This is a genomic window from Providencia sp. PROV200 (genome assembly GCF_049901995.1).
Lineage (GTDB): Bacteria > Pseudomonadota > Gammaproteobacteria > Enterobacterales > Enterobacteriaceae > Providencia > Providencia rettgeri_E.
This window is the reverse complement of sequence record NZ_CP096307.1, coordinates 2,885,855-2,909,747: the sequence shown is the minus strand read 5'-3', so window position 1 is coordinate 2,909,747 and position 23,893 is coordinate 2,885,855. Positions and strand designations below refer to the sequence as shown.

General features: G+C 39.4%; 20 protein-coding genes. 12 read left to right on the top strand and 8 right to left on the bottom strand.

All coding sequences use genetic code 11. From position 1 onward, the window contains the following. Nucleotides 1–219 precede the first annotated feature (219 nt). Complete coding sequence (locus M1E86_RS13435; protein ID WP_125894096.1) at nucleotides 220–840, bottom strand: HD domain-containing protein; 621 nt, start codon at nucleotides 838–840, stop codon at nucleotides 220–222. An 11-nt stretch (nucleotides 841–851) separates the two neighbouring features. Continuing rightward, nucleotides 852–1,835: a tRNA-modifying protein YgfZ gene (ygfZ, locus tag M1E86_RS13430; protein ID WP_125894094.1), complete on the bottom strand. Its 984-nt coding sequence runs from the start codon at nucleotides 1,833–1,835 to the stop codon at nucleotides 852–854. Nucleotides 1,836–2,082: 247 nt separating this feature from the next. Here ygfZ and sdhE point away from each other — a divergent pair, with 247 nt between their 5' ends. Continuing rightward, the gene (gene sdhE / locus M1E86_RS13425; RefSeq protein ID WP_004261864.1) at nucleotides 2,083–2,349 is read left to right on the top strand and encodes an FAD assembly factor SdhE; all 267 of its coding nucleotides are present in this window, start codon (nucleotides 2,083–2,085) and stop codon (nucleotides 2,347–2,349) included. Further along, on the top strand, nucleotides 2,330–2,740 hold the full coding sequence (locus M1E86_RS13420) for a protein YgfX (RefSeq protein WP_213914557.1): 411 nt from the start codon (nucleotides 2,330–2,332) through the stop codon (nucleotides 2,738–2,740). Before sdhE ends, M1E86_RS13420 begins: the two co-directional genes overlap by 20 nt. 108 nt (nucleotides 2,741–2,848) lie before the next feature. Here the strand turns inward: M1E86_RS13420 and fldB are convergent, their stop codons facing one another. After that, nucleotides 2,849–3,367 carry a flavodoxin FldB gene (gene fldB, locus M1E86_RS13415; RefSeq protein WP_125894089.1) on the bottom strand — a complete coding sequence of 173 codons (519 nt, stop codon included), beginning with the start codon at nucleotides 3,365–3,367 and terminating at the stop codon, nucleotides 2,849–2,851. 117 nt (nucleotides 3,368–3,484) lie between these two features. Between fldB and xerD the strand changes: the two genes are divergently transcribed. The 7 genes from xerD to M1E86_RS13380 all read left to right on the top strand — a co-directional run bounded on the left by xerD (nucleotide 3,485) and on the right by M1E86_RS13380 (nucleotide 16,025). Further along, nucleotides 3,485–4,387 (top strand): site-specific tyrosine recombinase XerD, encoded by a 903-nt coding sequence (xerD, locus tag M1E86_RS13410; RefSeq protein ID WP_109912915.1) that lies wholly within the window; start codon nucleotides 3,485–3,487, stop codon nucleotides 4,385–4,387. Between the two features lie 21 nt (nucleotides 4,388–4,408). Then, a complete protein-coding gene (dsbC, locus tag M1E86_RS13405; protein WP_125894087.1) occupies nucleotides 4,409–5,113 on the top strand; it encodes a bifunctional protein-disulfide isomerase/oxidoreductase DsbC in 705 nt (234 codons plus the stop codon). A 9-nt stretch (nucleotides 5,114–5,122) separates the two neighbouring features. Continuing rightward, a complete protein-coding gene (gene recJ / locus M1E86_RS13400; protein WP_213914556.1) occupies nucleotides 5,123–6,856 on the top strand; it encodes a single-stranded-DNA-specific exonuclease RecJ in 1,734 nt (577 codons plus the stop codon). Nucleotides 6,857–6,985: 129 nt separating this feature from the next. Further along, nucleotides 6,986–8,087, top strand: a protein-coding gene (gene prfB, locus M1E86_RS13395; protein ID WP_125894083.1) for a peptide chain release factor 2 whose coding sequence is annotated in 2 segments (ribosomal slippage) — nucleotides 6,986–7,063 and nucleotides 7,065–8,087 — 1,101 coding nt in all. Because the reading frame shifts where the segments join, the coding sequence is not laid out codon by codon here. Nucleotides 8,088–8,094: 7 nt separating this feature from the next. After that, nucleotides 8,095–9,612, top strand: a complete 1,518-nt coding sequence (gene lysS, locus M1E86_RS13390; protein WP_102137438.1) for a lysine--tRNA ligase — start codon at nucleotides 8,095–8,097, stop codon at nucleotides 9,610–9,612. 834 nt (nucleotides 9,613–10,446) lie between these two features. Then, on the top strand, nucleotides 10,447–11,001 hold the full coding sequence (locus M1E86_RS13385; protein WP_125894081.1) for a hypothetical protein: 555 nt from the start codon (nucleotides 10,447–10,449) through the stop codon (nucleotides 10,999–11,001). A gap of 20 nt (nucleotides 11,002–11,021) precedes the next feature. Beyond that, nucleotides 11,022–16,025, top strand: a complete 5,004-nt coding sequence (locus tag M1E86_RS13380; RefSeq protein WP_426099131.1) for a hypothetical protein — start codon at nucleotides 11,022–11,024, stop codon at nucleotides 16,023–16,025. A gap of 222 nt (nucleotides 16,026–16,247) precedes the next feature. Here the strand turns inward: M1E86_RS13380 and M1E86_RS13375 are convergent, their stop codons facing one another. The 3 genes from M1E86_RS13375 to M1E86_RS13365 all read right to left on the bottom strand — a co-directional run bounded on the left by M1E86_RS13375 (nucleotide 16,248) and on the right by M1E86_RS13365 (nucleotide 18,638). Further along, nucleotides 16,248–17,066: a helix-turn-helix domain-containing protein gene (locus M1E86_RS13375; RefSeq protein ID WP_213914359.1), complete on the bottom strand. Its 819-nt coding sequence runs from the start codon at nucleotides 17,064–17,066 to the stop codon at nucleotides 16,248–16,250. A gap of 734 nt (nucleotides 17,067–17,800) precedes the next feature. Beyond that, on the bottom strand, nucleotides 17,801–18,169 hold the full coding sequence (locus tag M1E86_RS13370; RefSeq protein WP_125894077.1) for a nitrous oxide-stimulated promoter family protein: 369 nt from the start codon (nucleotides 18,167–18,169) through the stop codon (nucleotides 17,801–17,803). A 256-nt stretch (nucleotides 18,170–18,425) separates the two neighbouring features. Then, entirely contained in the window at nucleotides 18,426–18,638 is a 213-nt protein-coding gene (locus M1E86_RS13365) for a DUF465 domain-containing protein (protein ID WP_004261774.1), read from the bottom strand. A gap of 266 nt (nucleotides 18,639–18,904) precedes the next feature. On the opposite strand from M1E86_RS13365, the gene eco reads away from it, so the two are divergent. Next, nucleotides 18,905–19,381, top strand: a complete 477-nt coding sequence (gene eco, locus M1E86_RS13360; protein ID WP_125894075.1) for a serine protease inhibitor ecotin — start codon at nucleotides 18,905–18,907, stop codon at nucleotides 19,379–19,381. A 47-nt stretch (nucleotides 19,382–19,428) separates the two neighbouring features. Here the strand turns inward: eco and M1E86_RS13355 are convergent, their stop codons facing one another. Continuing rightward, nucleotides 19,429–19,866, bottom strand: a complete 438-nt coding sequence (locus M1E86_RS13355; protein ID WP_125894073.1) for a universal stress protein — start codon at nucleotides 19,864–19,866, stop codon at nucleotides 19,429–19,431. A gap of 298 nt (nucleotides 19,867–20,164) precedes the next feature. On the opposite strand from M1E86_RS13355, the gene M1E86_RS13350 reads away from it, so the two are divergent. Together M1E86_RS13350 and M1E86_RS13345 are read left to right on the top strand one after the other, a co-directional pair. After that, nucleotides 20,165–21,094, top strand: a complete 930-nt coding sequence (locus M1E86_RS13350; RefSeq protein ID WP_125894071.1) for a cation diffusion facilitator family transporter — start codon at nucleotides 20,165–20,167, stop codon at nucleotides 21,092–21,094. Nucleotides 21,095–21,317: 223 nt separating this feature from the next. Then, nucleotides 21,318–22,358 (top strand): galactose-1-epimerase, encoded by a 1,041-nt coding sequence (locus M1E86_RS13345; protein WP_213914358.1) that lies wholly within the window; start codon nucleotides 21,318–21,320, stop codon nucleotides 22,356–22,358. A gap of 73 nt (nucleotides 22,359–22,431) precedes the next feature. Here M1E86_RS13345 and M1E86_RS13340 read toward each other — a convergent pair whose 3' ends face one another. Further along, entirely contained in the window at nucleotides 22,432–23,886 is a 1,455-nt protein-coding gene (locus M1E86_RS13340; protein WP_125894066.1) for a bifunctional 2-methylcitrate dehydratase/aconitate hydratase, read from the bottom strand. Nucleotides 23,887–23,893: the final 7 nt, after the last annotated feature.

Sequence of the window (23,893 nt, the reverse complement as noted above, 5' to 3'; positions counted from 1 at the left end):
TTCAATGATAAAGATAGGAGTGATATTAATAATTAGCAAGTTATTAATATTGATATTTCTTTATTAGTCGAGATTAATAATTATATATAGAATATAAAGTAGTTTATTATTTAAATTAAAATAATTAATTAGTGAAAAGCATATCTTGTCACAGACAATATAAATTAGATGAGTGTAATACGTTAAATAAAGCGGCTTTTCAGCCGCTTTTGGCGAAAATTACAACAACCAACCTTTTTTTTGAGCGAGTTCTAACTGTAATTTTAACTGCTGATAAAACTCAGGCAGAATTTGTTCGATATAATCACACTTACTGAGTACTTGCTCAAGGCGGATATTATTTTCAACCCAACTTTGTCCTTGATTGTGCAAGTTCATTAGCATTGGCATCGCTCGGTCAATGGCATTTGCATAGACAGACTCTGGTGTTTCTAATGCATCGTATTCATTCCACAACGCTAAAAGGGTTTCAGCTTGTGGGCTAGGCAACAAGTTAAAGATACGGTTAGCGGCTTTAACTTCTTCTTCATGAATCGCATCACGAGCTGCATTATCAAAGACCAATACATCACCTGCGTCAATTTCAACAATGTCATGCACAAGGGCAAGCTTTATCGCATGTTCGATATTAATGCCTTGTACATAAGGTGCAAAACTCATTGCTGCAACCGCAAATTGCCAACTATGCTCTGCGGTGTTTTCTTGGCGTTCACGGTTCAATAACTTATTTTTACGATAAACGCTTTTGAGTTTATCTAATTCCATTAAAAATTGGACGACTTCGGTAAAAGCCCCAAAATTAACCACCTCTACGGGCTTGCTACCTAATGCAGATGACATAAAAACTCCAATTAATTCTCTTCTAATGAATAAGGTAGTGGCACGATGGTTAGATGACTTTGCTCATCACCCATAACACGGAAAACGCTATCGGCTTCCATGTCATTATTCATAATGACCTGTACATAAATTTCGCCACTACCTAAACGGATAGCGGCCAAAACAGTTCCCGTGCGGCGCCATTTATCACCAAGCTGCCATTCCACACCTTCACCAATGACAGGAATGGAGGTGCCAGTGCCTTTTAAGGTATACATCGCGCGTTTATTTGCACCACGGAATTTTGCTCGTGCAACCATTTCTTGCCCGGTATAACAGCCTTTTTTAAAGCTAATACCATGAGGTAGAGCTTGTAAATTAGTGGCTTGAGGTAAATGTTGGGCACTATTTGCTTGATCGATAACCGCAAAACCGGCTTCGATATCAAGGGCTAACCATTGTTCATCGTTGACCTGAATAGCACCTAAGCTTTGGGCCATTTTTTGTGCGGTTTCTTCGTTGGTGATTACTAAAAAACGCTCGGTGGGTAATGCAAAATGCAATATTGTAGAAGCGCCGTCGGTAACGACCTGATTTTGATCGTCAGGCAATGCAGTAAATAATGTGGCTAGCGCTTCTCTAGCGCCTTGACCTGCCACTCCCATTAATTTAAGGTCCGATTTTTTTTCAAAGGTAACCTTTGAGAAAACCGCATATTTTTTCAGTTCGGCGAGTTGTGAGTCGGCAACACTGGTTCTTAATAAATAGGAATAGCCATCTAAATGATGGAATAGGCGGAGGTCGCTCCACATCTTACCTTTAGGATCACAATGTGCTGTTAATGCATGTGATTGTTTAAGTGTGGCGATATCTGCGGTTACTTGGCCTTGCAGGTATTTCTCTGCATCAGCGCCGTGGATATGAATAAGTTCCCAGTTTTCCAGTGAAATCAAAACGAGTGGTAAAGACTGAGATCCGAGAGGGAATTGCTGTGTACTATCAATTTGGTTAGTCATGATTTCACCTGTTGTTCTTTGATAGATAAAGGTGCCTAATGGTAAAATAGCTAGATAACATTGCAAGTAGTTATTATGATGAACCTGTATTATCTAATAGTTTTTTATCATCTGTTTGTAGAAAAACGGTATTTTACTACTAAAATTACAACAATGTTGTCTATGACATGTTTTCTTGGCGGATAATCTGTTAGAGTATGGAAAATAATCAATCTAATCAGTTAACTGCAAAAAAGGCCGTAGTGGAATGGATATTGAGAACAAAGCACGAATTCATTGGGCATGCCGCCGTGGTATGCGTGAATTAGATATTTCAATCATGCCGTTTTTTGAGTATGAATATGATGACCTGACAACGCATGATAAGCAGGTATTTGTCCGTTTATTAGAATGTGCGGACCCTGATTTATTCAATTGGTTAATGAATCACGGTCGCCCAGATGATGACGAACTTTTTCGTATGATTAAACTGATTCAGGAAAAAAATAAAAATCGTGGTCCTGTGGAAATCTAATCTCTCCATTTCATGGAAAACTCAACTGTTCTCAACCTGTGTTCATGGGGTTGTTGGGATGATTTTGCTATTGACACCATGGTCTCCTGAGAACTCAATGATATGGCTACCACTATTAGTGGTTGTGGTTGCGAGTTGGGCTAAGAGTCAAAAAACGATAAGTAAAATAAAGGGTGTTGCTGTACTAGTTAATGGCAATAAGGTGCAATGGAAGAAAAACGAGTGGAGAATACTAAAAGCGCCTTGGCTTAGCCGTTATGGGACATTGCTGACACTAGAAGCTTTGCAGGGTAAACCGCAAAAGGTTTATTTGTGGGTAGCGAAGGACGCCCTGTCAGAAGATAATTGGCGTAATTTAAACCAGTTATTGCTGCAATATCCTGATATTTAGGCTACCAAATCATCGGTGTTAAACCGCATGGGTAGCCTAAGTGTATGTAGATAACCCTCACTTTGGGTTATCAATCATCCAGTCAATATAAGCTTGCATCAACCTGCATTATAACAACGCTTCGATTTCCTGAAAAATCTGTACACACCACTGTGCAATGCGCTCATCGGTTTGTTCAAACTGGTGGACTTCATCTAATGCAAGGCCAACAAACATATCACCGGTATCATTGAGTGGTTTAGGGCTATCAAAGGTATAGCCTTCGGTTGGCCAGAAGCCAACAAATTTAGCACCAGTTGGTTTCAGTTGGTGATAGAGCATTCCTAGGGCATCAAGGAACCACTCGCCATAATCTATTTGGTCACCCAAACCATACATAGCAATGATTTTATTTGCTAAGTCAAGATTGGGAAGCGCTTCCCAAATTTCAAGCCAATCTTCCTGTATTTCACCAAAATCCCATGTAGGTATTCCCAAAATAAGAACATCATACTGTTCCATTTCTGTAGGCGGTGTATCGTTAACGTTATGAAGTGTGACTAAATCATCGCCGAGAATATCACGTATTTTTTCTGCAACCATTTCGGTATAACAGGTACTAGAACCGTAAAAAAGACCTATTTTCATATATTTTATTACTATGTCCAGCTATGGTTTTCATCACAAGAGATGTATTGTAACAGAAGCAGCCACATTCAGGCATAATAGAATCGTGTGGTATTATCTAAAGGAAGCTTATTTGTCGTGGAAACAAAACAACTTAATCCATTAATTGAACAATTTCTTGATACAATTTGGCTTGAACAAGATCTTGCCGAAAATACATTGGCTTCTTATCGTAATGACCTTCAACTATTAGATAAATGGCTTGATGCACATCAGTTGCATTTAGAAAATGTTCAATCAATTGACCTACAATCTTTTTTTGCTGAACGCATTGATTGTGGATATAAAGCAACCAGTTCGGCACGTTTATTAAGTGCGATGCGTCGACTCTTTCAATATTTGTACCGGGAAAAAATCCGTTTGGATGACCCTTCAGCGGTGATTGCTGCCCCAAAAATTCCGCAGCGTTTGCCCAAAGATTTAAGTGAAAAGCAAGTTGAGGATTTATTAAATGCTCCTGCGACTGAAGATGCTTTAGAGTTACGTGATAAAGCCATGTTGGAAGTGCTATATGCATGTGGTTTGCGTGTTTCTGAATTAATCGGATTAACGTTTTCAGATATTAGTTTGCGGCAGGGGGTTATTCGTGTTGTCGGTAAAGGCGATAAAGAAAGATTGATTCCCTTGGGGGAAGAGGCAATATATTGGCTAGAGAAATATATTGATGAAGGCCGCCCAGATTTATTAAATGGCAAAACGAGCGATATTCTATTCCCGAGTAAGCGTGGCACGAAAATGACTCGGCAAACGTTTTGGCACCGAATAAAATATTACGCAGTACTTGCTCATATTGATAGCGAGCTACTCTCACCGCATGTTCTTAGACACGCATTTGCAACCCATTTACTCAATCATGGGGCGGATCTACGCGTGGTACAAATGTTGTTGGGTCATAGTGATCTATCAACCACACAAATTTATACTCATGTAGCGACTGAACGGTTACGAGTATTACATGAGCAGCATCATCCAAGGGGGTGATGCATGATTAAAGGACTATTTATGAAACGCAAATTGATATTATTGGCTGCGGCATGTATTGCAACGTTGACTTCCTCAGTCTATGGAGCAACGGAAGAAAAAGTTATTCGTGATACGTTGGAAAAATACAACATGGTTGTTGAAGTGATTAAACCTTCACCTATTGTTGGGCTGAATGTTGTTGAAACATCAACCGGTGTCGTATACATCACTGATGATGGCAAATATTTATTGCAAGGGCCAATTTATGATATGAGCGGTAAAACCCCGGTTAATATCAGTAATCAGCCATTAATGAAAAAAGTAGAAGCGCTCAAAGATGAAATGATTGTTTTTAAAGCACCGCAGGAAAAGCATGTTGTGACCGTTTTTACCGATATTAGCTGTGGTTACTGTAAAAAATTACATGAATCTGTTGGTGAACTAAATAGCCAAGGTGTCACGGTGCGTTATCTTGCATATCCACGTCAAGGTGCGGACAGCGACGTAGGGAAAAAAATGGCGTCTATCTGGTGTAATGGCCTACCACAAAAAGCGCTAACTCAAGCGTTTAAAGGTGAGGAAATTGCCATGATTGAAGATTGCAAACTTGACCTAAGCAAACACATGAGTGTGGGTAATTTATTTAAAGTGACGGGAACACCAGCAATCATCCTACCGGATGGGCAATTACTACCTGGCTACATGAAACCGGATGCCCTTGTTCAATTACTCAACGAAAAATAGTTAATTATTGTGAATGTAGAAACACTCTTACAACAAAGGCAGCAGCAAAGTTCTGCTGCTCAACTTCCTGGCTTGCCTGAACTATTACAACGGATTTACCAACACCGAGGCGTCACCGATATCACTCAATTAGAGCGTAAAGCAGCCAATTTATTGGATTATCGGACATTATCGGGTATTGATAAGGCATTACCGCTACTTTATCGTGCTTTAAATGAACATGAGGCTATCACCATTGTTGGGGATTTTGATGCCGACGGAGCAACCAGTACTGCGTTAGCTATTCGAGCCTTAAAATCAATGGGATATCGGAATATCAATTATATCGTTCCGAACCGCTTTGAAAATGGTTATGGTTTAACACCTTTGGTGGTTGAAGAGGCGCGTAACCAAGGAACGAATCTTATTATTACCGTTGATAATGGCATTTCATCCCATGAAGGCGTTGAAGCCGCTAGCCACTATGGAATAAATGTCATTATTACAGATCACCATCTGCCGGGGGAAACGTTGCCTGCTGCGGATGCGATAATCAACCCGAACTTAAATGAATGTAGCTTTGCCTCTAAATCATTAGCGGGAGTTGGTGTTACATTTTATTTAATGTCGGCATTACGTGCGTATTTACGTCAGCAAGGGTGGTTTGTGCAACAAGGCGTGGCAGAGCCTAATTTAGCCGAGTACCTTGATTTAGTTGCGCTGGGAACGGTCGCAGACGTAGTTCCTCTGGATGTAAATAACCGTATTTTAGTTCACCAAGGGCTTAATCGGGTTAGAGCAGGGCGTTGTTGCGCGGGTATTAAAGCCCTCGTTGAGGTTTCCAAGCGGGATTTATCCAGGTTAGTGGCAAATGATTTCGGTTTTGCACTTGGCCCTAGGTTAAATGCAGCAGGTAGATTAGATGATATGTCAGTGAGCATTGAATTATTACTGACTGACGATATGGCCTATGCGCGGGAACTGGCAAATGAGTTGGATGGGCTAAATCAAACTCGCCGTGAGATTGAAGCGGGTATGCAGCAAGAAGCTCTCGTGTTTTTTAATCAATTCGAATACGGTGAAAACCAGCTACCAAATGGCCTAGCCATTTACCATCCCGAATGGCATCAAGGCGTTGTAGGGATATTGGCTTCTAGGATCAAAGAACAATACCATCGTCCGGTTATTGCATTTGCTCCTGCGGGTGATGGCTTATTAAAAGGTTCAGGGCGCTCCATTCAAGGGGTACACATGCGCGATGCACTTGAACGCTTGAATACCTTACAACCGGGGTTAATGCAAAAGTTTGGTGGTCATGCGATGGCAGCAGGCTTGACGCTTGAAGTGGATAAATTTGATGCTTTTAAACATCACTTTGAGCTATTGATGGGAGAACTTATTCAGCCTGAACAACTTGCTGGAGTGATATGGAGTGATGGTGAGCTTTCTCGCAATGAATTTTGTTTAGAAACCGCGGAACTTATTCGAGAGAGTGGCCCTTGGGGACAATCATTCCCTGAGCCAGTATTTGATGGTGAATTCCAATTATTACAGCAAAGGCTAGTGGGTGAGCGTCATCTAAAACTCATGTTAGAGCCAGTGAATGGCGGCCCAATGTTAGATGCCATCATGTTTAATATTGATGTTCGTCGCTGGCCAGATAACAGTATCAAAAAAGCTAAAATTGCTTTTAAGTTGGATGTGAATGAGTATCGTGGGCAAAAGAATGTGCAGCTAATGGTTGAACATATTTGGCCTGATTAAACGGGTAACTAACACACTGAATAACGATGAAATAGCGTTTGATGGCGCTATAAACATGAGATAAATTCCGCTATACTAAACGGTTTGTGAATAAAAAATTATTTTTGACTAACCATAAGATATTGAAAAATGACGTTTGAAATAAACCCAGTAAAAAGTAAGATTCAGGACCTGTCTGAGCGGACAGTGGTTCTGAGGGGGTATCTTTGACTATGATGCCAAGAAGGAACGCTTAGAAGAAGTCAACGCTGAGCTTGAACAGCCTGATGTTTGGAATGAACCCGAAAGAGCGCAAGCCCTTGGTAAAGAACGTTCATCGCTTGAAGCGATTGTTGAAACGATTGACCAGATGACGCAAGGCCTTGAAGATGTTGAAGGTTTATTAGAACTTGCAGTTGAAGCTGACGATGAAGATACATTCAATGAAGCAGAAGCTGAGTTAGAGCAATTACAGGGCAAATTAGAGCAACTTGAATTTCGTCGTATGTTCTCAGGCGAATACGATAGTGCAGACTGCTATATTGACTTACAAGCGGGTTCTGGCGGTACTGAAGCGCAAGATTGGGCGAGTATGTTATTGCGCATGTACTTGCGTTGGGCTGAGTCAAAGGGCTTTAAAACCGAGATTATCGAAGAGTCTGATGGTGATGTTGCTGGGCTAAAATCGGCAACGGTCAAAATTATTGGTGACTATGCCTACGGGTGGCTAAGAACGGAAACAGGCGTTCATCGCTTAGTCCGTAAGAGTCCATTTGACTCAGGCGGGCGTCGTCATACTTCTTTTAGTTCTGCGTTTATTTATCCTGAAGTTGATGATGATATTGATATCGACATCAATCCAGCGGATTTACGTATTGATGTATACCGTGCTTCTGGTGCTGGTGGTCAGCACGTTAACAAAACGGAATCAGCGGTACGTATCACACATATTCCAACTAATATTGTGACGCAATGCCAGAATGACCGTTCGCAGCATAAAAACAAAGACCAAGCGATGCGCCAGTTAAAAGCGAAGCTATACGAACTGGAAATGCAAAAGAAAAATGCAGACAAGCAAGCGATGGAAGAGAACAAATCTGATATTGGCTGGGGAAGCCAGATTCGTTCTTATGTCCTTGATGATGCAAGAATTAAAGATTTACGTACTGGTGTGGAAACGCGTAACACGCAAGCCGTACTGGATGGTGATTTGGATAAATTCATTGAAGCTAGCTTAAAAGCTGGCCTGTGAGGAAAAAATGTCTCAGGAACAACAAGGTGTTGAACAAGCACCTGATTTGAATAACGAACTTAAAGCCCGTAAAGAAAAGTTAGCGGCACTGCGTGAAAAAGGGATTCCATTTCCAAATGATTTTCGTCGTGAAGATATTTCCGATAAAATTCATGCGCAATATGATGATAAAACATCCGAAGAGCTTGAAGACCTAAATATTGAAGTGTCGATTGCTGGCCGTATGATGACTCGTCGCATCATGGGTAAAGCATCATTCGCAACGTTACAAGATGTTGGCGGGCGTATTCAGATTTATGTTTCCCGTGATGATTTAGCGGAAGGCATCTATAACGAACAATTTAAAAAATGGGATTTAGGCGATATTTTAGGCGCGAAAGGTCGTTTATTTAAAACCAAAACAGGTGAGTTGACCGTTCATTGTCATGAAGTTCGTTTATTGACTAAAGCATTGCGCCCATTACCTGACAAATTCCACGGTTTATCAGACCAAGAAACACGTTACCGTCAGCGCTACCTTGACTTAATCGCGAATGATGAATCTCGTCATACTTTTATTGTTCGCTCCAAGATCCTCGCTGAAGTACGTAATTTTATGGTTGGTTACGGTTTCATGGAAGTCGAAACCCCAATGATGCAAGTCATTCCAGGTGGTGCTTCTGCGCGTCCATTTGTGACTCACCATAATGCATTAGATATCGATATGTACTTGCGTATTGCGCCTGAGTTGTACTTGAAGCGTTTAGTTGTTGGTGGTTTCGAACGTGTGTTTGAAATCAACCGTAACTTCCGTAACGAAGGCTTATCTCCACGTCATAACCCAGAATTCACCATGATGGAACTGTATATGGCGTATGCGGATTATCGTGATCTGATCAAGCTAACAGAAGATTTATTCCGTACATTGACACAAAATGTTTTAGGTAACACGGTTGTTCAGTATGGTGAGCAAGAGTTTGATTTTGGTAAGCCATTTACCAAACTCACAATGAAAGAGGCAATTTGCAAATATCGTCCTGAAACTAACGTTGCTGATTTGGACGATATGGATAAAGCAGTGGCTATTGCTCAATCAATTGGTATCAAAATTGAGAAAAGCTGGGGGCTTGGCCGCATTCAGTGTGAAATCTTTGAAGAAGTTGCAGAGAGCCACTTAATTCAACCGACATTCATCACTGAATATCCTGCTGAAGTTTCACCATTAGCGCGTCGCAATGATGATAATCCATTCATTACTGACCGTTTTGAATTCTTCATTGGTGGCCGTGAAATTGGTAACGGTTTCTCGGAATTAAACGATGCAGAAGACCAAGCTGAACGTTTTGCAGAGCAAGTTCGTCAAAAAGACGAAGGCGATGACGAAGCAATGTTCTATGATGAAGACTATGTTACTGCATTAGAACATGGTTTGCCGCCAACAGCTGGTTTAGGTATTGGTATTGACCGAATGGTGATGTTATTCACTAATAGTCATACTATTCGAGATGTTATTTTATTCCCTGCTTTACGTCCTAGCAAAGCTTAAATGCGAGTATGCCCGGTTAATATCGGGCATACATTAACATTTATAAGCTATCCACATTGACTCTTCTTATGCTTTATTCAATCAGTTCATTTTAGTTATAAGATAAAACACTCTTTACTAGACGCTAAATGAGTAAGCTAAAATAAAATCACTGAAAAGTGCTTTTTTAGTGATTATGGCTATGTAATCACTAAATTTTTATTAAAAATAAATTTGAGTTACGAATCGTATCAATTTAATATAAGTAATTCTGACAGATAACTGCTATGCTTTATTACGTAGTTTAATATCGATAAATACGTATTTTGATAAAAATTTGATTCTATTTATAATTTTTAATTATTGTTAGCTTGTAAAATTGAATTAAGCAGGTTACCCATATTTAGTCTGATAATGCATGTTGTCATATCAGCGGTTTAAAATGTGTCAGCGACATGATAAATGAAAATATAAGATTGTTTTTTTTGTGAGTGAATATTTTATTTGTTAACAATTGTTACTGACGGTAGGCCTAAAATAAGAGTGTGCATGGAAAGTATTGAGTTGCTAAAAAGTTTATCGAGTAGCCCGAACGTTCCCTGACATAAAATAATAAAAAATGACGGCAAAGGTGTAGAATTATCCTTTTACAAGGGCGGCGAGTAGGGATCAGCTCATAAAATTAATGAAAATGTAGCAATAAAATAATTTTAAAACTAAAGTTAAGTTAATCTAAATTTATGAGATGACTCTATTTCTACATTCGGGCTTATAGAAAATAGCTAGTTTTTAGCTTACACTAGGTTTTTTGGACATCATTATAATAGCGAAGAAAAGTGCTGGTAAGGTAACCATATGTTTTTAAAAAATAAATTTTATGTTGCATCTTTGCTTATAGCAGGTACAGCCCTTCTTTCAGGTTGTACATTTGGCTCAGACACATACAATACAGCAACACCGAATACTCCAAGTAAACAGGTAGTCAATACAAGTACCGATCAACCGGTCACACAACCGACTGCTGATACCAATTCAGGTCAAGTTGATAACACATACCCTGAATCTCAAAAAGTATTAAACAGCGCTATCAACCGTACACCAATTGCTTCGACAGCCTATGGTGAAACAGGGGGCGACCAGCAAACATTTGCTCATTTAAATACGTGTGTTAAAGAACTCAATGCACTCAAAACACTCTCACCTAAAGATTACAATCGCTTAGTAGGTTCATTTAAAGAGGTTAGCGAAATCAACCGTCTATATCGACAAGTTGAGGGGACGGCTAGCCCTGACACAATTGAATTATTACAAATGGCGATAGAATCTAAAACTAAAGTATTGTGTGCAAAAGTTCGTTATAACTCAGTATTGTCTACCGAATCAACATTGAAGAAAATTAGTGGATTATGAGAATAAACCTTAGGCTTTGTGTGTCACTGGCACTTGTTACGACGTTTTTTAGTCATGCTCCAAAAGCAGAGCGCTTTAACAATGTAATTGATGATTTTGATACTTACCTTCAAATGGAAAAAGAAGGCAAAGTACAAGAACAAAAGCAACAATTGCCAGTTAATACACAAAACCAGGGTTATGATATCTTTTCTTCGCTATCTACTGTTCCTGCTCCAAAAGAGAAACAAAAATCTGCGGCAGCGAATAAAGGAACGAAAGGCAAAGCTACAGGGAAGAATAAATCTACTTCGGCATCAACGAAGAAAGTCGATGTCGTGAAGGCGGAGCCTGCTGAACCGGAAAAAACGACTTTTTCTGAAGTGTGTGCGGTGACGACAGAAAATGGGGCATCCCCTATTTTATTGTCGTCTTACCCTTATTTCTTCCAAAGCAATCAATGGGATCCTGCTTATCTAGCCAAAGATTTTGCAAAATATCAATTGGTTCTTGACCCACTCGGCTTATATGCATCTAAATTTGCCAAGCCAGCAGGTATTAATACCTCTGCTTATCTTGAGCAATTGGCGCAATTAATTGAACGTCAGCAATTAGCACATCTATATAAGTTTGGTATTGCTCAAGGTGTAGGCCAACTTATTGCCTATAATCATTTGCTCAATGATGAACAACTCGTTTCTGAACTCATTAATCATAATAAGAGTATCGCGCAATTAACGCATACAATTACGGAAAAACAATTTGAGATTGATAAATTAAATGATGAAGTTCTGAAAAGCAAAGAGCAAATTGCGCAATTACAGGCAGTTGTCAATTCATCAGATGACCAATCTTTAATTGACTCATTAAAGACTAAACTGGCGGATGCTCAAAAAACAATTGAGCAAAAGCAAAATAGTCTTGAGCAATTGAGTCAAGAAAATCAGCAAACCCAAGAAACGATTGCTCAACTTGAAAAACAATTAAATGAAAGTGTCGTTGAACAAGCCCAACTTAAACAGCAATTAGCAGATAAAGAACAGCAATTTGCTGCTGCAAATTTGAAAATTGAGCAACTCACTGCGGATATTGCAAAATTAGAGTTGGAATCTAAAAATCAACTGCAAGTCGCGGGTAACGCTGATGAGCAGATGAAATCAGTGACAGCTGAACTTCTACAGCAAAAAGAATTGTTGAAACAGAAAGAAAATGAATTAGCGACCGTTAAAAGTGAAAAAGATGGTGTTGCATCCTCTTTGGCCGCCCAGCAAGAAAAAAGTAAATTATTAGAGTTACAAAACCAGCAATTACAAACTCAGCTGGTAGAAAAAGAACAATTAGCAGAAAAAATTCAAGTTTCTCTGGCGAAAAAAACGGAACAAGCGGAGCAACAAGTTGCTTTAGAAAACGCGTTAAAAGCCGAGCTGGCTGAGGCGAAAAAACAGTTAGCCGAGCACCAAACTGCACAAAATGCGTTGTCCAAACAGTTTGCGAACAGTGAAAAACAGCAGGCAGACCTGCAGGCGAAACTCCTTCAACAAGAGCAAAATTACACCACGGCACAGGCGCAGCTGAAGCAAGCGAATGCGGATTTACAGAAGCTCCAAGCTGATATGGAAAAACAAACTGCCTTGATGAGCCAAGCGAGCGATCAGCAAGTGAAAGCACTGACCGCTGATTTAAACAAACAACTCGCCTTGTTGAAGCAAAAAGAAGAGGGTTTGAAGAAAGCGGAAACGGAAAGCCAAACCACTCGCGAAGCCTTAGCAAAACAGCAAGCTGATGCAAAAGCATTAGCGGAGAAAAACCAGCAACTGATCGCCGAGCTGCAACAAAAAGCGCAGCAAGCAGACAAAATCCAAGCCTCTTTAGCCGAGCAGACCGCGAAGGCGGCTCAGAAAGCGGCATTAGAAGCCGAGCTGGCTGAGGCGAAAAAACAGTTAGCCGAGCACCAAACGGCGCAAAATGCGTTGTCCAAACAGTTTGCGAACAGTGAAAAACAACAGGCAGACTTGCAGGCGAAACTCCTTCAACAAGAGCAAAATTACACCACGGCACAGGCGCAGCTGAAGCAAGCGAATGCGGATTTACAGAAGCTCCAAGCTGATATGGAAAAACAAACTGCCTTGATGAGCCAAGCGAGCGATCAGCAAGTGAAAGCACTGACCGCCGATTTAAACAAACAACTCGCCTTGCTGAAGCAAAAAGAAGAGGGTTTGAAGAAAGCGGAAACAGAAAGCCAAACCACTCGCGAAGCCTTAGCAAAACAGCAAGCTGATGCAAAAGCACTAGCGGAGAAAAACCAGCAGCTGACCGCCGAGCTGCAACAAAAAGCGCAGCAAGCAGACAAAATCCAAGCCTCTTTAGCCGAGCAGACCGCGAAGGCGGCTCAGAAAGCGGCATTAGAAGCCGAGCTGGCTGAGGCGAAAAAACAGTTAGCCGAGCACCAAACGGCGCAAAATGCGTTGTCCAAACAGTTTGCGAACAGTGAAAAACAGCAGGCAGACTTGCAGGCGAAACTCCTTCAACAAGAGCAAAATTACACCACGGCACAGGCGCAGCTGAAGCAAGCGAATGCGGATTTACAGAAGCTCCAAGCTGATATGGAAAAACAAACTGCCTTGATGAGCCAAGCGAGCGATCAGCAAGTGAAAGCACTGACCGCCGATTTAAACAAACAACTCGCCTTGCTGAAGCAAAAAGAAGAGGGTTTGAAGAAAGCGGAAACGGAAAGCCAAACCACTCGCGAAGCCTTAGCAAAACAGCAAGCTGATGCAAAAGCATTAGCGGAGAAAAACCAGCAACTGATCGCCGAGCTGCAACAAAAAGCGCAGCAAGCAGACAAAATCCAAGCCTCTTTAGCCGAGCAGACCGCGAAGGCGGCTCAGAAAGCGGCATTAGAAGCCGAGCTGGCTGAGGCGAAAAAACAGTTAGCCGAGCACCAAACGGCGCAAAATGCGTTGTCCAAACAGTTTGCGAACAGTGAAAAACAACAGGCAGACTTGCAGGCGAAACTCCTTCAACAAGAGCAAAATTACACCACGGCACAGGCGCAGCTGAAGCAAGCGAATGCGGATTTACAGAAGCTCCAAGCTGATATGGAAAAACAAACTGCCTTGATGAGCCAAGCGAGCGATCAGCAAGTGAAAGCACTGACCGCCGATTTAAACAAACAACTCGCCTTGCTGAAGCAAAAAGAAGAGGGTTTGAAGAAAGCGGAAACAGAAAGCCAAACCACTCGCGAAGCCTTAGCAAAACAGCAAGCTGATGCAAAAGCATTAGCGGAGAAAAACCAGCAGCTGATCGCCGAGCTGCAACAAAAAGCGCAACAAGCAGACAAAATCCAAGCCTCTTTAGCCGAGCAGACCGCGAAGGCGGCTCAGAAAGCGGCATTAGAAGCCGAGCTGGCTGAGGCGAAAAAACAGTTAGCCGAGCACCAAACGGCGCAAAATGCGTTGTCCAAACAGTTTGCGAACAGTGAAAAACAACAGGCAGACTTGCAGGCGAAACTCCTTCAACAAGAGCAAAATTACACCACGGCACAGGCGCAGCTGAAGCAAGCGAATGCGGATTTACAAAAGTTAAAAAATGAAGTTGAAACGAAAACTGCTTTAATGAATCAAGCGAGCGATCAGCAAGTGAAAGCGCTGACCGCCGATTTAAATAAACAACTCGCCTTGTTGAAGCAAAAAGAAGACGGGTTGAAGAAAGCGCAAGCGGAAAGCCAAACCACTCGCGAAGCCTTAGCAAAACAGCAAGCTGATGCAAAAGCACTAGCGGAGAAAAACCAGCAACTGACCGCCGAGCTGCAACAAAAAGCGCAGCAAGCAGACAAAATTCAAGCTTCTTTAGTTGAGCAAACGGCCAAGTTAGCACAAAAAATTACGTTAGAGTCAGAATTAGCAATAGCAAAAAAACAGTTGGCTGAGCAGCAAGCAGTACAAAATACATTATCTAAACAATATGCTGAGAGCCAAAAGCAACAAGAACAATTACAAACAAACTTAAAACAAAATGAACAGAATTTTGTTGATGCTCAAAAACAATTACAACAAGCTAATGTGGATCTGCTGAAGTTGCAAAAAGAGGTTGAAAAACAAACTGCGTTAATAGGGCAAGCAAGTGACAAGCAAGTTAAAGAGTTAACGACCGACTTAAATAAACAAATTGCATTATTGAAACAGAAAGAAGCCGCTTTAGCTAAGTTGGAATCTGAGAAAAAATCAATTAATGATGCACTGACTGCCCAGGAAAATGAGAAGAAAAAACTTGAGCAGCAAAACCAGCAATTTGTTAAACAGACTAAGTCCCAAGAAGACAAAATTAGTAAACTTGAAAGCGATATTGCGGCTAAAACAAGGAAACAGTCTGAGATTGAGCAAAAGCTGGCAGAGACGAATAAACTCCTTGGTGATTTAAAAACCAATTCTCAAAAAGAGTTGGCATCAGCACAAGAGAAGTTGAAAAAATTACAGACAGAGCTAGATTCGCGTAAATCCATTTCGAGTGATGAAACTTTAAAATCACAAATTATGGAATTAAACCGATTGATAACTCAGTTACAAGATGAAAATGATGCATTAAAAGCGAGAAGTGGTACAAAACCGAATACTGGCTTGGCAGGGCGAGTTCCACCTAGCAAAGATGCAAAAGCGATTGCTGCAGAAAATGCGAAGAAAAACCAAAAAATTATTGAGCAAATCACCGCTCAAAAATACAGTAAGCTCGATAGCAACACTTACTATAAAATCATTCAAGCAGGTTCTCCTATAAAAGATGTTAAAAATAAAGACGTGACTTTTATTATGAGAGAACAATTAACGGATGGTAAGGTTACGGTATTGTACACCGATCAAAACCCGGTCACATTACCTTATAGTCAGCTACCGACGCCATTAAATTCCTTTGTGGAACGAGCAGGGGAAGGAGGGATGGTTAAAGTCTATATTAAACCGGAAGGTGGCTATGGTGTTGACGGCATACCAGGTGAAGTACCACCGAACTCCATGTCAATTATTGATTTAAAAATAATTAAAGCAAAATAATATAGCTTTTATCTGGGTTTATCTTAAAGGTAATTTGTCACTGAAAGGCGAATTACCTTTTTTTGTGATATATCAATCTGAAGGGATTATAGAAATTTAAGAAGGCTAAAAAGTGAATATGGCTGTGTAATGGAAGGGACTGAACTTGCCTTTCTGCCAGATTATAGTTAAAGCTTAAATTTCTATAACTGACAGGGCATGAGTTCGAAAATTACTGAGCGGTTAAGCTGCTATTCTTGATCTGCTCGGCGTATATCCAAATCGTTTGCGATAAGTTTGGGTGAAGTAAGATTGACTGGAAAAGCCTGCTTCCATTGAAACTTCGACAATGCTCATTGTCGTGTTAACTAATAACTGGTGTGCATACATAATACGTTTTTCACTAATCCATGAGCGTGGTGAAGTTGAATAGACGGTATTGAACAGTTCTTTAAATGTTGTTAACCCCATGCCAAAAGTACGAGCAAATTCACTTAACTTCCATTCTTTAAGATAATTGTTTTCCATAAATAACTGCAATCGTTCGACTTGGCGACTACTCAGCTGCCTAAAATTAGATAATAATAAAGCCCCTTGTTCGCTGTAGCTAAGTAATAATAATAATTCGCTTACTCGAAGTGTGAAGATGACGTCAGGGTATTCATTATTGATAAATGCATTTAAGCTCGCTTTTATTTCGTTAATGATAGGAGATGAATTAAATTTAATTACATCACAGGGTAAGCCTTCATTACGGTCTATTTCACTTAACTCTGCACCATGATTGGAAATAAAGTTACGCAAAAAATCATCACTTAAGGGAACCCAAAGTAATTTGCAATCTGTAGTTTCACTGAGTTGTAAGGAGTAAGCCCCTTGCTTGTGATATAAAATATCACCTTCATTTAAACGTTGTGAGTTGGCTGGGGTTTCTAGTAACACAGAGCCTTGTTCTATGATCAAAAGCCCTTTGGTTTCTAAGTCGATAATGTTATGGGTTGCGAGGTTATTAATGTTTATCTGTTTAATTACGCATTGATTCGATGAGTTTATTACTTGCATGACGATACCTTCATTAATTGTATTTCAAATATAACTTCAAAATAAAATATTCAACAATTTCCATCTGGCAATATAAAGCATTGGTGTTATTAGTATGTTTGAAATTATATAAATCGATTAATTTTGTGTCACATTGTAATTCTAAATATAAATAAATGTTTCCAAATATACTTTTGCCGATCTTTTTGTGCTTATAGCTCGGTATTAGTTGTGTTTAAAATAACGAGTTTGGTGTTTTATTTTGTCTGAATTTATTATTTTAGATTATTAACCTATAATATTAAAATTAGTCGGATGTTAATATGTTATCGTTTTTTACGCGTAACAGGCGTTTTTTTTCTACTTTTTGCTCATTTATCATTTTTAGTATGGTAATGTGAATTTTAGCTATGAGAATGATGATATTAACATTCGTTAAAATTAACACTGATAAATTTATCTTATATAATAAATGATTGTTAACTTGAGTTATTTGTTTTATGTATCTTGACGATAATATAATTTTATCAAAAAGGGGCTTTATGGCGGGTTTGTTGCGACAGGTGTCTCATTTTAACAACGATAGGTTTTTACAATTGCTCTGATAGGTATTTCAAATATGCATTTTTATACATAGTTTCATTTGTTATTATTTTTTCAATCGTCATTATTCAATCTTTCTATACCTTATTTTTCTCCTTTTGCTGTATTTTGCTTGAAGCTTCAAATAGAAGGTACCAATTTGCGCTAGAGTTTCACTTATCATGACCAATGCTTTTAGCTGTTCGCTTATTAACTTTGGCTGGTAAGTCAGGAACGGGTTTACGGTCATCAAGTAAGTGCCGTATAGCAAGTATTGGGTGATGGATTAGCATCTTAGGGCCAGCCCAACGCATAACGAGCTTCATCTGTTCTCGCATTTTGGGTTGATAACAATGGATTGGACATTGTTTACAAGCTGGTTTTTCTTCCCCATATCGGCATTTTTCTAACCTATTAATGGCATAGGAAAATAATTCTTGATAGAAATTAGGAGATTCTATGGGAACAGGGTGAGCTTTTTCATAGATTTTTATCATTTTTTCAATCGTTTTAATTTCACGATTAATACGTTTACCAACCATAATAAGTCTCTATAAAAAATAAACATACATTTAATATACAACTTTATGTAAGGATAGCTAGCTAATGACAATGTATTCTTACTTTTTTTGATGGAGCTCAATAAAACAGAGGGTAAAAATTACCCTCTTTTATTAGCGTGAAACACGATACTTAGCTAATATTAAATGAATAATAAAATATTTTCATTTTTCAATTGGTTAGCTAGTTTTATTTTCACTATGCAAGAAAAACAACGCATGTTGTTATCGTGATAATTTATTGACTCGAGAGCATTATTTTTTGCATTTCATCTTTAAGATGTAATTTTTCTTTTTTTAGCTTAGCGACATGCTCATTGTAACCAGCTCCAGAAGGGCCTTCTAATTTACTGATTTCTTTGTCGAGTTGATGATGCTTTTCATAAAGAGTTTGAAAACGGGGATGCGTAGAGATTAATTTTGAAACTAAATCTTGATCTGCTGATAACATACTACCTCCTCAGAATATATTAAGCCTCAGATTCAGTATAAACAGAGCGTACATTTTGTACATCGAATAGCTTGTAATTTACATAATTTTTATTAGTTTTATGATCCTTCAACTAGAATTAAGTAGTATTACATTGCTTTTATCTGGGTTACCTATATTTTTGTAATTAAGAATCATCTATAGTGATAATTACGGTGTAAATGACTTAGTATGTATAGAATTCTGGTTTTTAAAATTGATTTTGTGTTTCTAGATAGGAATAAATAATGAAAAAAGCGATTTTATCTGTAATGGCAGCGGCATTAATTTCATCATGTGCAGTCGCAACGGAAGATTTGGAAAAGATCGCGCCATACCCAAAAGCGGAAGCGGGTATGACTCGTCATGTGATTGAATTAACTAAGCAACAAAATGAAAATAATTTTATGGTCGAGTTAGTTATTGGTAAAACGATCAAAGCAGACTGTAATCGTCAATGGTTTATGGGGGAGCTGGATGAAAAAACGTTGGAAGGTTGGGGTTACAGCTACTATAAATTAGATGAGGTTAAAGGCCCTGCTTCAACAATGATGGGGTGCTCTGAGCCAGCCAAAGACCGTTTTGTTTCAACACAGTTAGGTGATGATGCATTTGTGCGTTATAACAGCAAATTACCGATTGTGATTTATGCACCAAAAGATATGCAAGTGAAATATCGAATTTGGTCTACAGACGATAAATTAATGGATTCAGTTACAAAATAATGATTAAAGAAAATGCCGCTAACTGCGGCATTTTTATAGAAAATCATTTAGCGGATAACAAATACGGATGTTTTAGCATGACGTACAATAGCGGATGCTGTTGAGCCTAATAGGTAAGTTGAAGAACTTGGGTGATGAGAACCAACAACAATCAGGTCAGCACTAATTTCTTGCGCATAATCTAAGATTTCATCTTTAGCGGAACCAATACCAATTTTGCAGTTAATGCGTTCATCAGCAACTTTGATGTCTTTAATGACTTCTTCTAATGCGCGCATGGCAAGGATTGCGCGTTCAGCAGAATCTTTGTTACTTTCTGGTAATGCGGCAATTTCAATACCAAAAAATAATTCGAGACTCGGAATAACAGATAGAAAATGAATTTCGGCTGAGCTAAGTTGCGCTAGTGCTTCAACGTGTTTGATGATCTCTTGGTTCAATTCATCTTCTAACAAATCAATAGGAACTAGGATTTTTTTATACATAGCTACCTCATTTTCGTATTATTTAAAGTTAATTACAAAGGCTTATCTTCAATATACTATAAGTTAAATGAAAAATAATAAATGTAATAAAGTGCGCATTTATAATGATAATTTAAAGATAGTATAATTAATTCTTTGAAAAGAAAGAATAATTATTATCAATCACGCTTTTTATTTACAAATAACACGGAGACTTTTAACAGAATATATGCGAGTATTGCATTTTATGTTTTAACTTATTGATTTAAATAGGTTATATGAATGATAATTATTTTGTTTTTCATTAAGAACCCATTTTATGACTATGAATAATGCCTCCACACAGAAAAAAAGTGATTTTGAAATTCAGCAAATAAAATTTAAAGCCGCAAAGAAAAGTACATTAGTTAGTGTTGTTGTAAATATTTTTTTATCGATTTGGCAGATAATTATTGGTTTTTTTTCGCATTCTTCTGGGTTAATAGCTGACGGTATTCACACATTATCGGATTTAATCGCTGATTTTGTTGTATTGATAGCGAATAAGAAAAGCCATAAAAAACCGGATGAAGACCACCCATACGGCCATTTTCGTTATGAAAATGGTGCATCATTAATATTGGGTATTATTTTATTAATTGTGGGTGTAGGAATGGTTTGGTCAGCGATCGAAAAATTGCTGAAACCGGATTTGATCCCTGAAGTGCACTCAGTCGCATTAGTTGTCGCATTGATTGCTTTAGTCGCAAAAGAAGGGCTGTTTCGCTATATGTTGCATGTCGCAAATAAAGTGAATTCCAGTATGTTAGTGGCGAACGCATGGCATGCTCGTTCTGATGCAGCTTCTTCCTTGGTGGTGGCTATCGGTATTGTTGGTAGTTTGTGCGGATTTAAAATTTTTGACCCACTTGCAGCATTGATTGTGGGGACATTCGTTTTCCGCATGGGGTTTAAATTCACCAATCAATCCATGCAAGATTTAATGGATAAAGGTGCGGATGAAGAAACGTTGCAAGAAATTCGTTCTATTTTGGATAATATCAGTGAATTATCAGGGTATCATGATTTAAAAACACGTAAGTCAGGGGATTTTTTGTTGGTAGATGTACATTTAGAGCTGGATGGAAATATGAGTATCACTGTTGGCCATGAGATTGCGGTAAATGTACGTAAAAAATTGATGGAAAACCCATTAATTTTGGATGTCATGACACACCTTGACCCGTATGACAAAGAGATTAAGCATTAATGATAGGTTGATTTTCTTTTCTGATAAGAACCGAGCATAAAAGTGGCTCGGTTTTTTATTGCAAGCTATTATGTAAAAAGGATCTATTAATTATTGCACCTAATTGATAACAAGGCGAAAATTAATATGTTGTTTCAGCATGGCACAATATAGTATTTTTCAACGTAAAGGGTAAATATAGCAAGCTGCTCTTTATAGTGATTATTGAATGATTGAGGAAAAAATGCAGTTAACTCAAGAACAATGTCAGATATTTCGCGCCCCAAAGGTTATTGCCCTTACAAATCAAAATGGTATGAAGATTATTCTCAGTAGTCTAGGCGCTAGTTGGGTTAGCTGTATACTTCCATTAGTAACAGGTAAACGAGACGTTGTTTTGGGTTCACCCAATATGGCGAAACAGATGGAGCAAGGGGTATACCTTGGTTCAACCGTTGGGCGAGTCGCTAACCGTATAAATAATTCACAATTCACACTAAATGAACAACGCTATCAGCTCGTTGGTAACCAAGGCGCACATTGCTTGCATGGTGGAAAGCGTAATTTTAGCCAGCGTATATGGGGTATTTTTCAGCCAACTCCCCAGAAAGCTATTTTTTCGTTGGTGTCTCCTGCCGGTGAACAAGGCTTTCCAGGTCGGCTAGAGGTTGAGGTGAGCTATGAACTTACAGAAGATAATCAAGTTGTTATTCACCATGCTTATCAATTGACAGAAGCTTGCCCTGTAAACCTCGCGAACCACATCTACTTCAACCTAGCGGGAGAAGATTCGGTTAGAACAGCGTTGGAGCATGATTTATACATTGATGCAGACCAATTCTTGCCGACAGATATGGACGGTATTCCAACGGGTGAATGGCATAATGTGGCTGAAACCAATTTTGATTTTCGCCAAAGCAAGCGGATTGGCCGAGACTTTTTACAAGATGATGTGCAGCACCGCGTTGGTGGGTATGATCATGGGTTTATATTAAACAACGCATTAACCGATGGTGAGCAGACAGTGGCAAGACTGGGGGCACCAAATGGTGATGTACGGCTAAATATCGCAACAACACAGGCTGCATTACATGTATATAGTGGGAATAACCTGCATGCAACATCGGGGAAAACTCGAACGTATGTGCCTTATTCAGGGGTAGTGTTGGCCACTCAGTTTCCAGCGGATGCCATTAATCATCCAGAGTGGGGAGAACAATACAGTTCGATTGCGTTTCCTCAACAAGTGTACCGAAACCAAACTCGCTACCAATTTGTTTTTTGATATCTCAGTGAATATTCAGCGCCTCAATATTAAGGCGCTGAATTGAATTGCTCGCCAATAATTAGCTTTAGACTTAAATAACAAATAAATCCATATATTCATTTACGGGCATTTTTTCTAACATTGGCTTATCGAGAGAGGCTTTTAGAATTCGAATTTGTTGAGCCTCAGGGAATTGCCTTGCTAAATTGACTCTAAATTTATTTAATAGTAATGGCATACCCTCTTTACGGCGGCGCTTGTGGCCAACAGGATACTCGATAACAACTTCATCAAGCACTTGCCCATCCTTCAATGTAATGGTTAACCCATTGCTAATCGAGCGTTTTTCTGGGTCATGATAGTCTCGGGTGAACTGGACATCTTCTGTGCAATGCATTTTTGCACGTAATGCATCGATACGTTCGTCTTTAGCAATATTGTCTTCATAATCAGCGGCCGTTAAACGACCAAAAATTAATGGGACAGCGACCATATATTGAATGCAATGATCCCTATCTGCCGGATTATGTAATGGCCCTTTTTTATCAATGATACGAATGCATGCCTCATGGGTACGTATGGCAATCGACTCAATATCTTGCGCCGTTTTCCCTAATTTTTGGAGGGTTTGATGGAGTTGTAACGCGGCTTCTACTGCGGTTTGGGAATGAAACTCAGCAGGGAAAGAAATCTTAAATAGCACATTTTCCATGACATATGAGCCATAAGGGCGTTGAAAACGCAGGGGCTGTCCATTAAATAAAACATCGTAAAAGCCCCATGTTTTAGCCGTTAATGCCGTTGGGTAGCCCATTTCCCCTTTTTGAGCCATTAAAGCGAGCCGTACCGCACGGGAAGTGGCGTCACCTGCCGCCCATGATTTGCGAGATCCTGTATTGGGGCTATGGCGGTAGGTACGCAGGCTGTGCCCATCAATCCATGCTTGGGAGACCGCATTGAGAATTTGTTCTCTTTCCAAGCCCAATAAATGAGAAACAACCGCAGTTGAGGCCACTTTGACTAAAATAACATGATCGAGCCCAACTTGGTTGAAGGCGTTTTCTAATGCGATACAGCCTTGAATTTCATGGGCCTTAATTAATGCAGTCAAAACATCTCTCATGGACAATGGGGACTTTCCTTTAGCAATGTTTTCACGCGAAAGCCAATCCGCAGTGGCTAATATCCCCCCAAGGTTATCTGATGGATGCCCCCATTCGGCAGCAAGCCAAGTGTCATTAAAATCAAGCCATCGGCACATTGTGCCAAGGTTAAATGCACCTTGCACAGGGTCTAATTGAAATTGTGTTCCTGGGATTTTTGTGCCATTAGGCACAATTGTACCTGGAACGATAGGGCCCAATAATTTTTTACACGCAGGGTATTCAAGGGATTCCATCCCGCAACCCAGGGTGTCGAGTAGGCAATAATAAGCCGTATCATAGGCAAGGTCAGAAGTAATCGGGTAATCCATTACATAATCAACAATATCGCTGATCACTTTATCAAATTCAATTTGTTGCGAACGCACGGTTTGTGTTGTCATTAGGTTA

What these genes read in the sequence shown, in the direction of transcription:
- M1E86_RS13355 (WP_125894073.1), bottom strand. Translation starts at nt 19,866, where the DNA reads ATGTATAAAAAAATCCTAGTTCCTATTGATTTGTTAGAAGATGAATTG.
- dsbC (WP_125894087.1), top strand. Translation starts at nt 4,409, where the DNA reads ATGAAACGCAAATTGATATTATTGGCTGCGGCATGTATTGCAACGTTG.
- sdhE (WP_004261864.1), top strand. Translation starts at nt 2,083, where the DNA reads ATGGATATTGAGAACAAAGCACGAATTCATTGGGCATGCCGCCGTGGT.
- ygfZ (WP_125894094.1), bottom strand. Translation starts at nt 1,835, where the DNA reads ATGACTAACCAAATTGATAGTACACAGCAATTCCCTCTCGGATCTCAG.
- M1E86_RS13350 (WP_125894071.1), top strand. Translation starts at nt 20,165, where the DNA reads ATGACTATGAATAATGCCTCCACACAGAAAAAAAGTGATTTTGAAATT.
- fldB (WP_125894089.1), bottom strand. Translation starts at nt 3,367, where the DNA reads ATGAAAATAGGTCTTTTTTACGGTTCTAGTACCTGTTATACCGAAATG.
- M1E86_RS13370 (WP_125894077.1), bottom strand. Translation starts at nt 18,169, where the DNA reads ATGGTTGGTAAACGTATTAATCGTGAAATTAAAACGATTGAAAAAATG.
- eco (WP_125894075.1), top strand. Translation starts at nt 18,905, where the DNA reads ATGAAAAAAGCGATTTTATCTGTAATGGCAGCGGCATTAATTTCATCA.
- M1E86_RS13365 (WP_004261774.1), bottom strand. Translation starts at nt 18,638, where the DNA reads ATGTTATCAGCAGATCAAGATTTAGTTTCAAAATTAATCTCTACGCAT.
- M1E86_RS13385 (WP_125894081.1), top strand. Translation starts at nt 10,447, where the DNA reads ATGTTTTTAAAAAATAAATTTTATGTTGCATCTTTGCTTATAGCAGGT.
- lysS (WP_102137438.1), top strand. Translation starts at nt 8,095, where the DNA reads ATGTCTCAGGAACAACAAGGTGTTGAACAAGCACCTGATTTGAATAAC.
- M1E86_RS13340 (WP_125894066.1), bottom strand. Translation starts at nt 23,886, where the DNA reads ATGACAACACAAACCGTGCGTTCGCAACAAATTGAATTTGATAAAGTG.
- M1E86_RS13345 (WP_213914358.1), top strand. Translation starts at nt 21,318, where the DNA reads ATGCAGTTAACTCAAGAACAATGTCAGATATTTCGCGCCCCAAAGGTT.
- M1E86_RS13435 (WP_125894096.1), bottom strand. Translation starts at nt 840, where the DNA reads ATGTCATCTGCATTAGGTAGCAAGCCCGTAGAGGTGGTTAATTTTGGG.
- M1E86_RS13375 (WP_213914359.1), bottom strand. Translation starts at nt 17,066, where the DNA reads ATGCAAGTAATAAACTCATCGAATCAATGCGTAATTAAACAGATAAAC.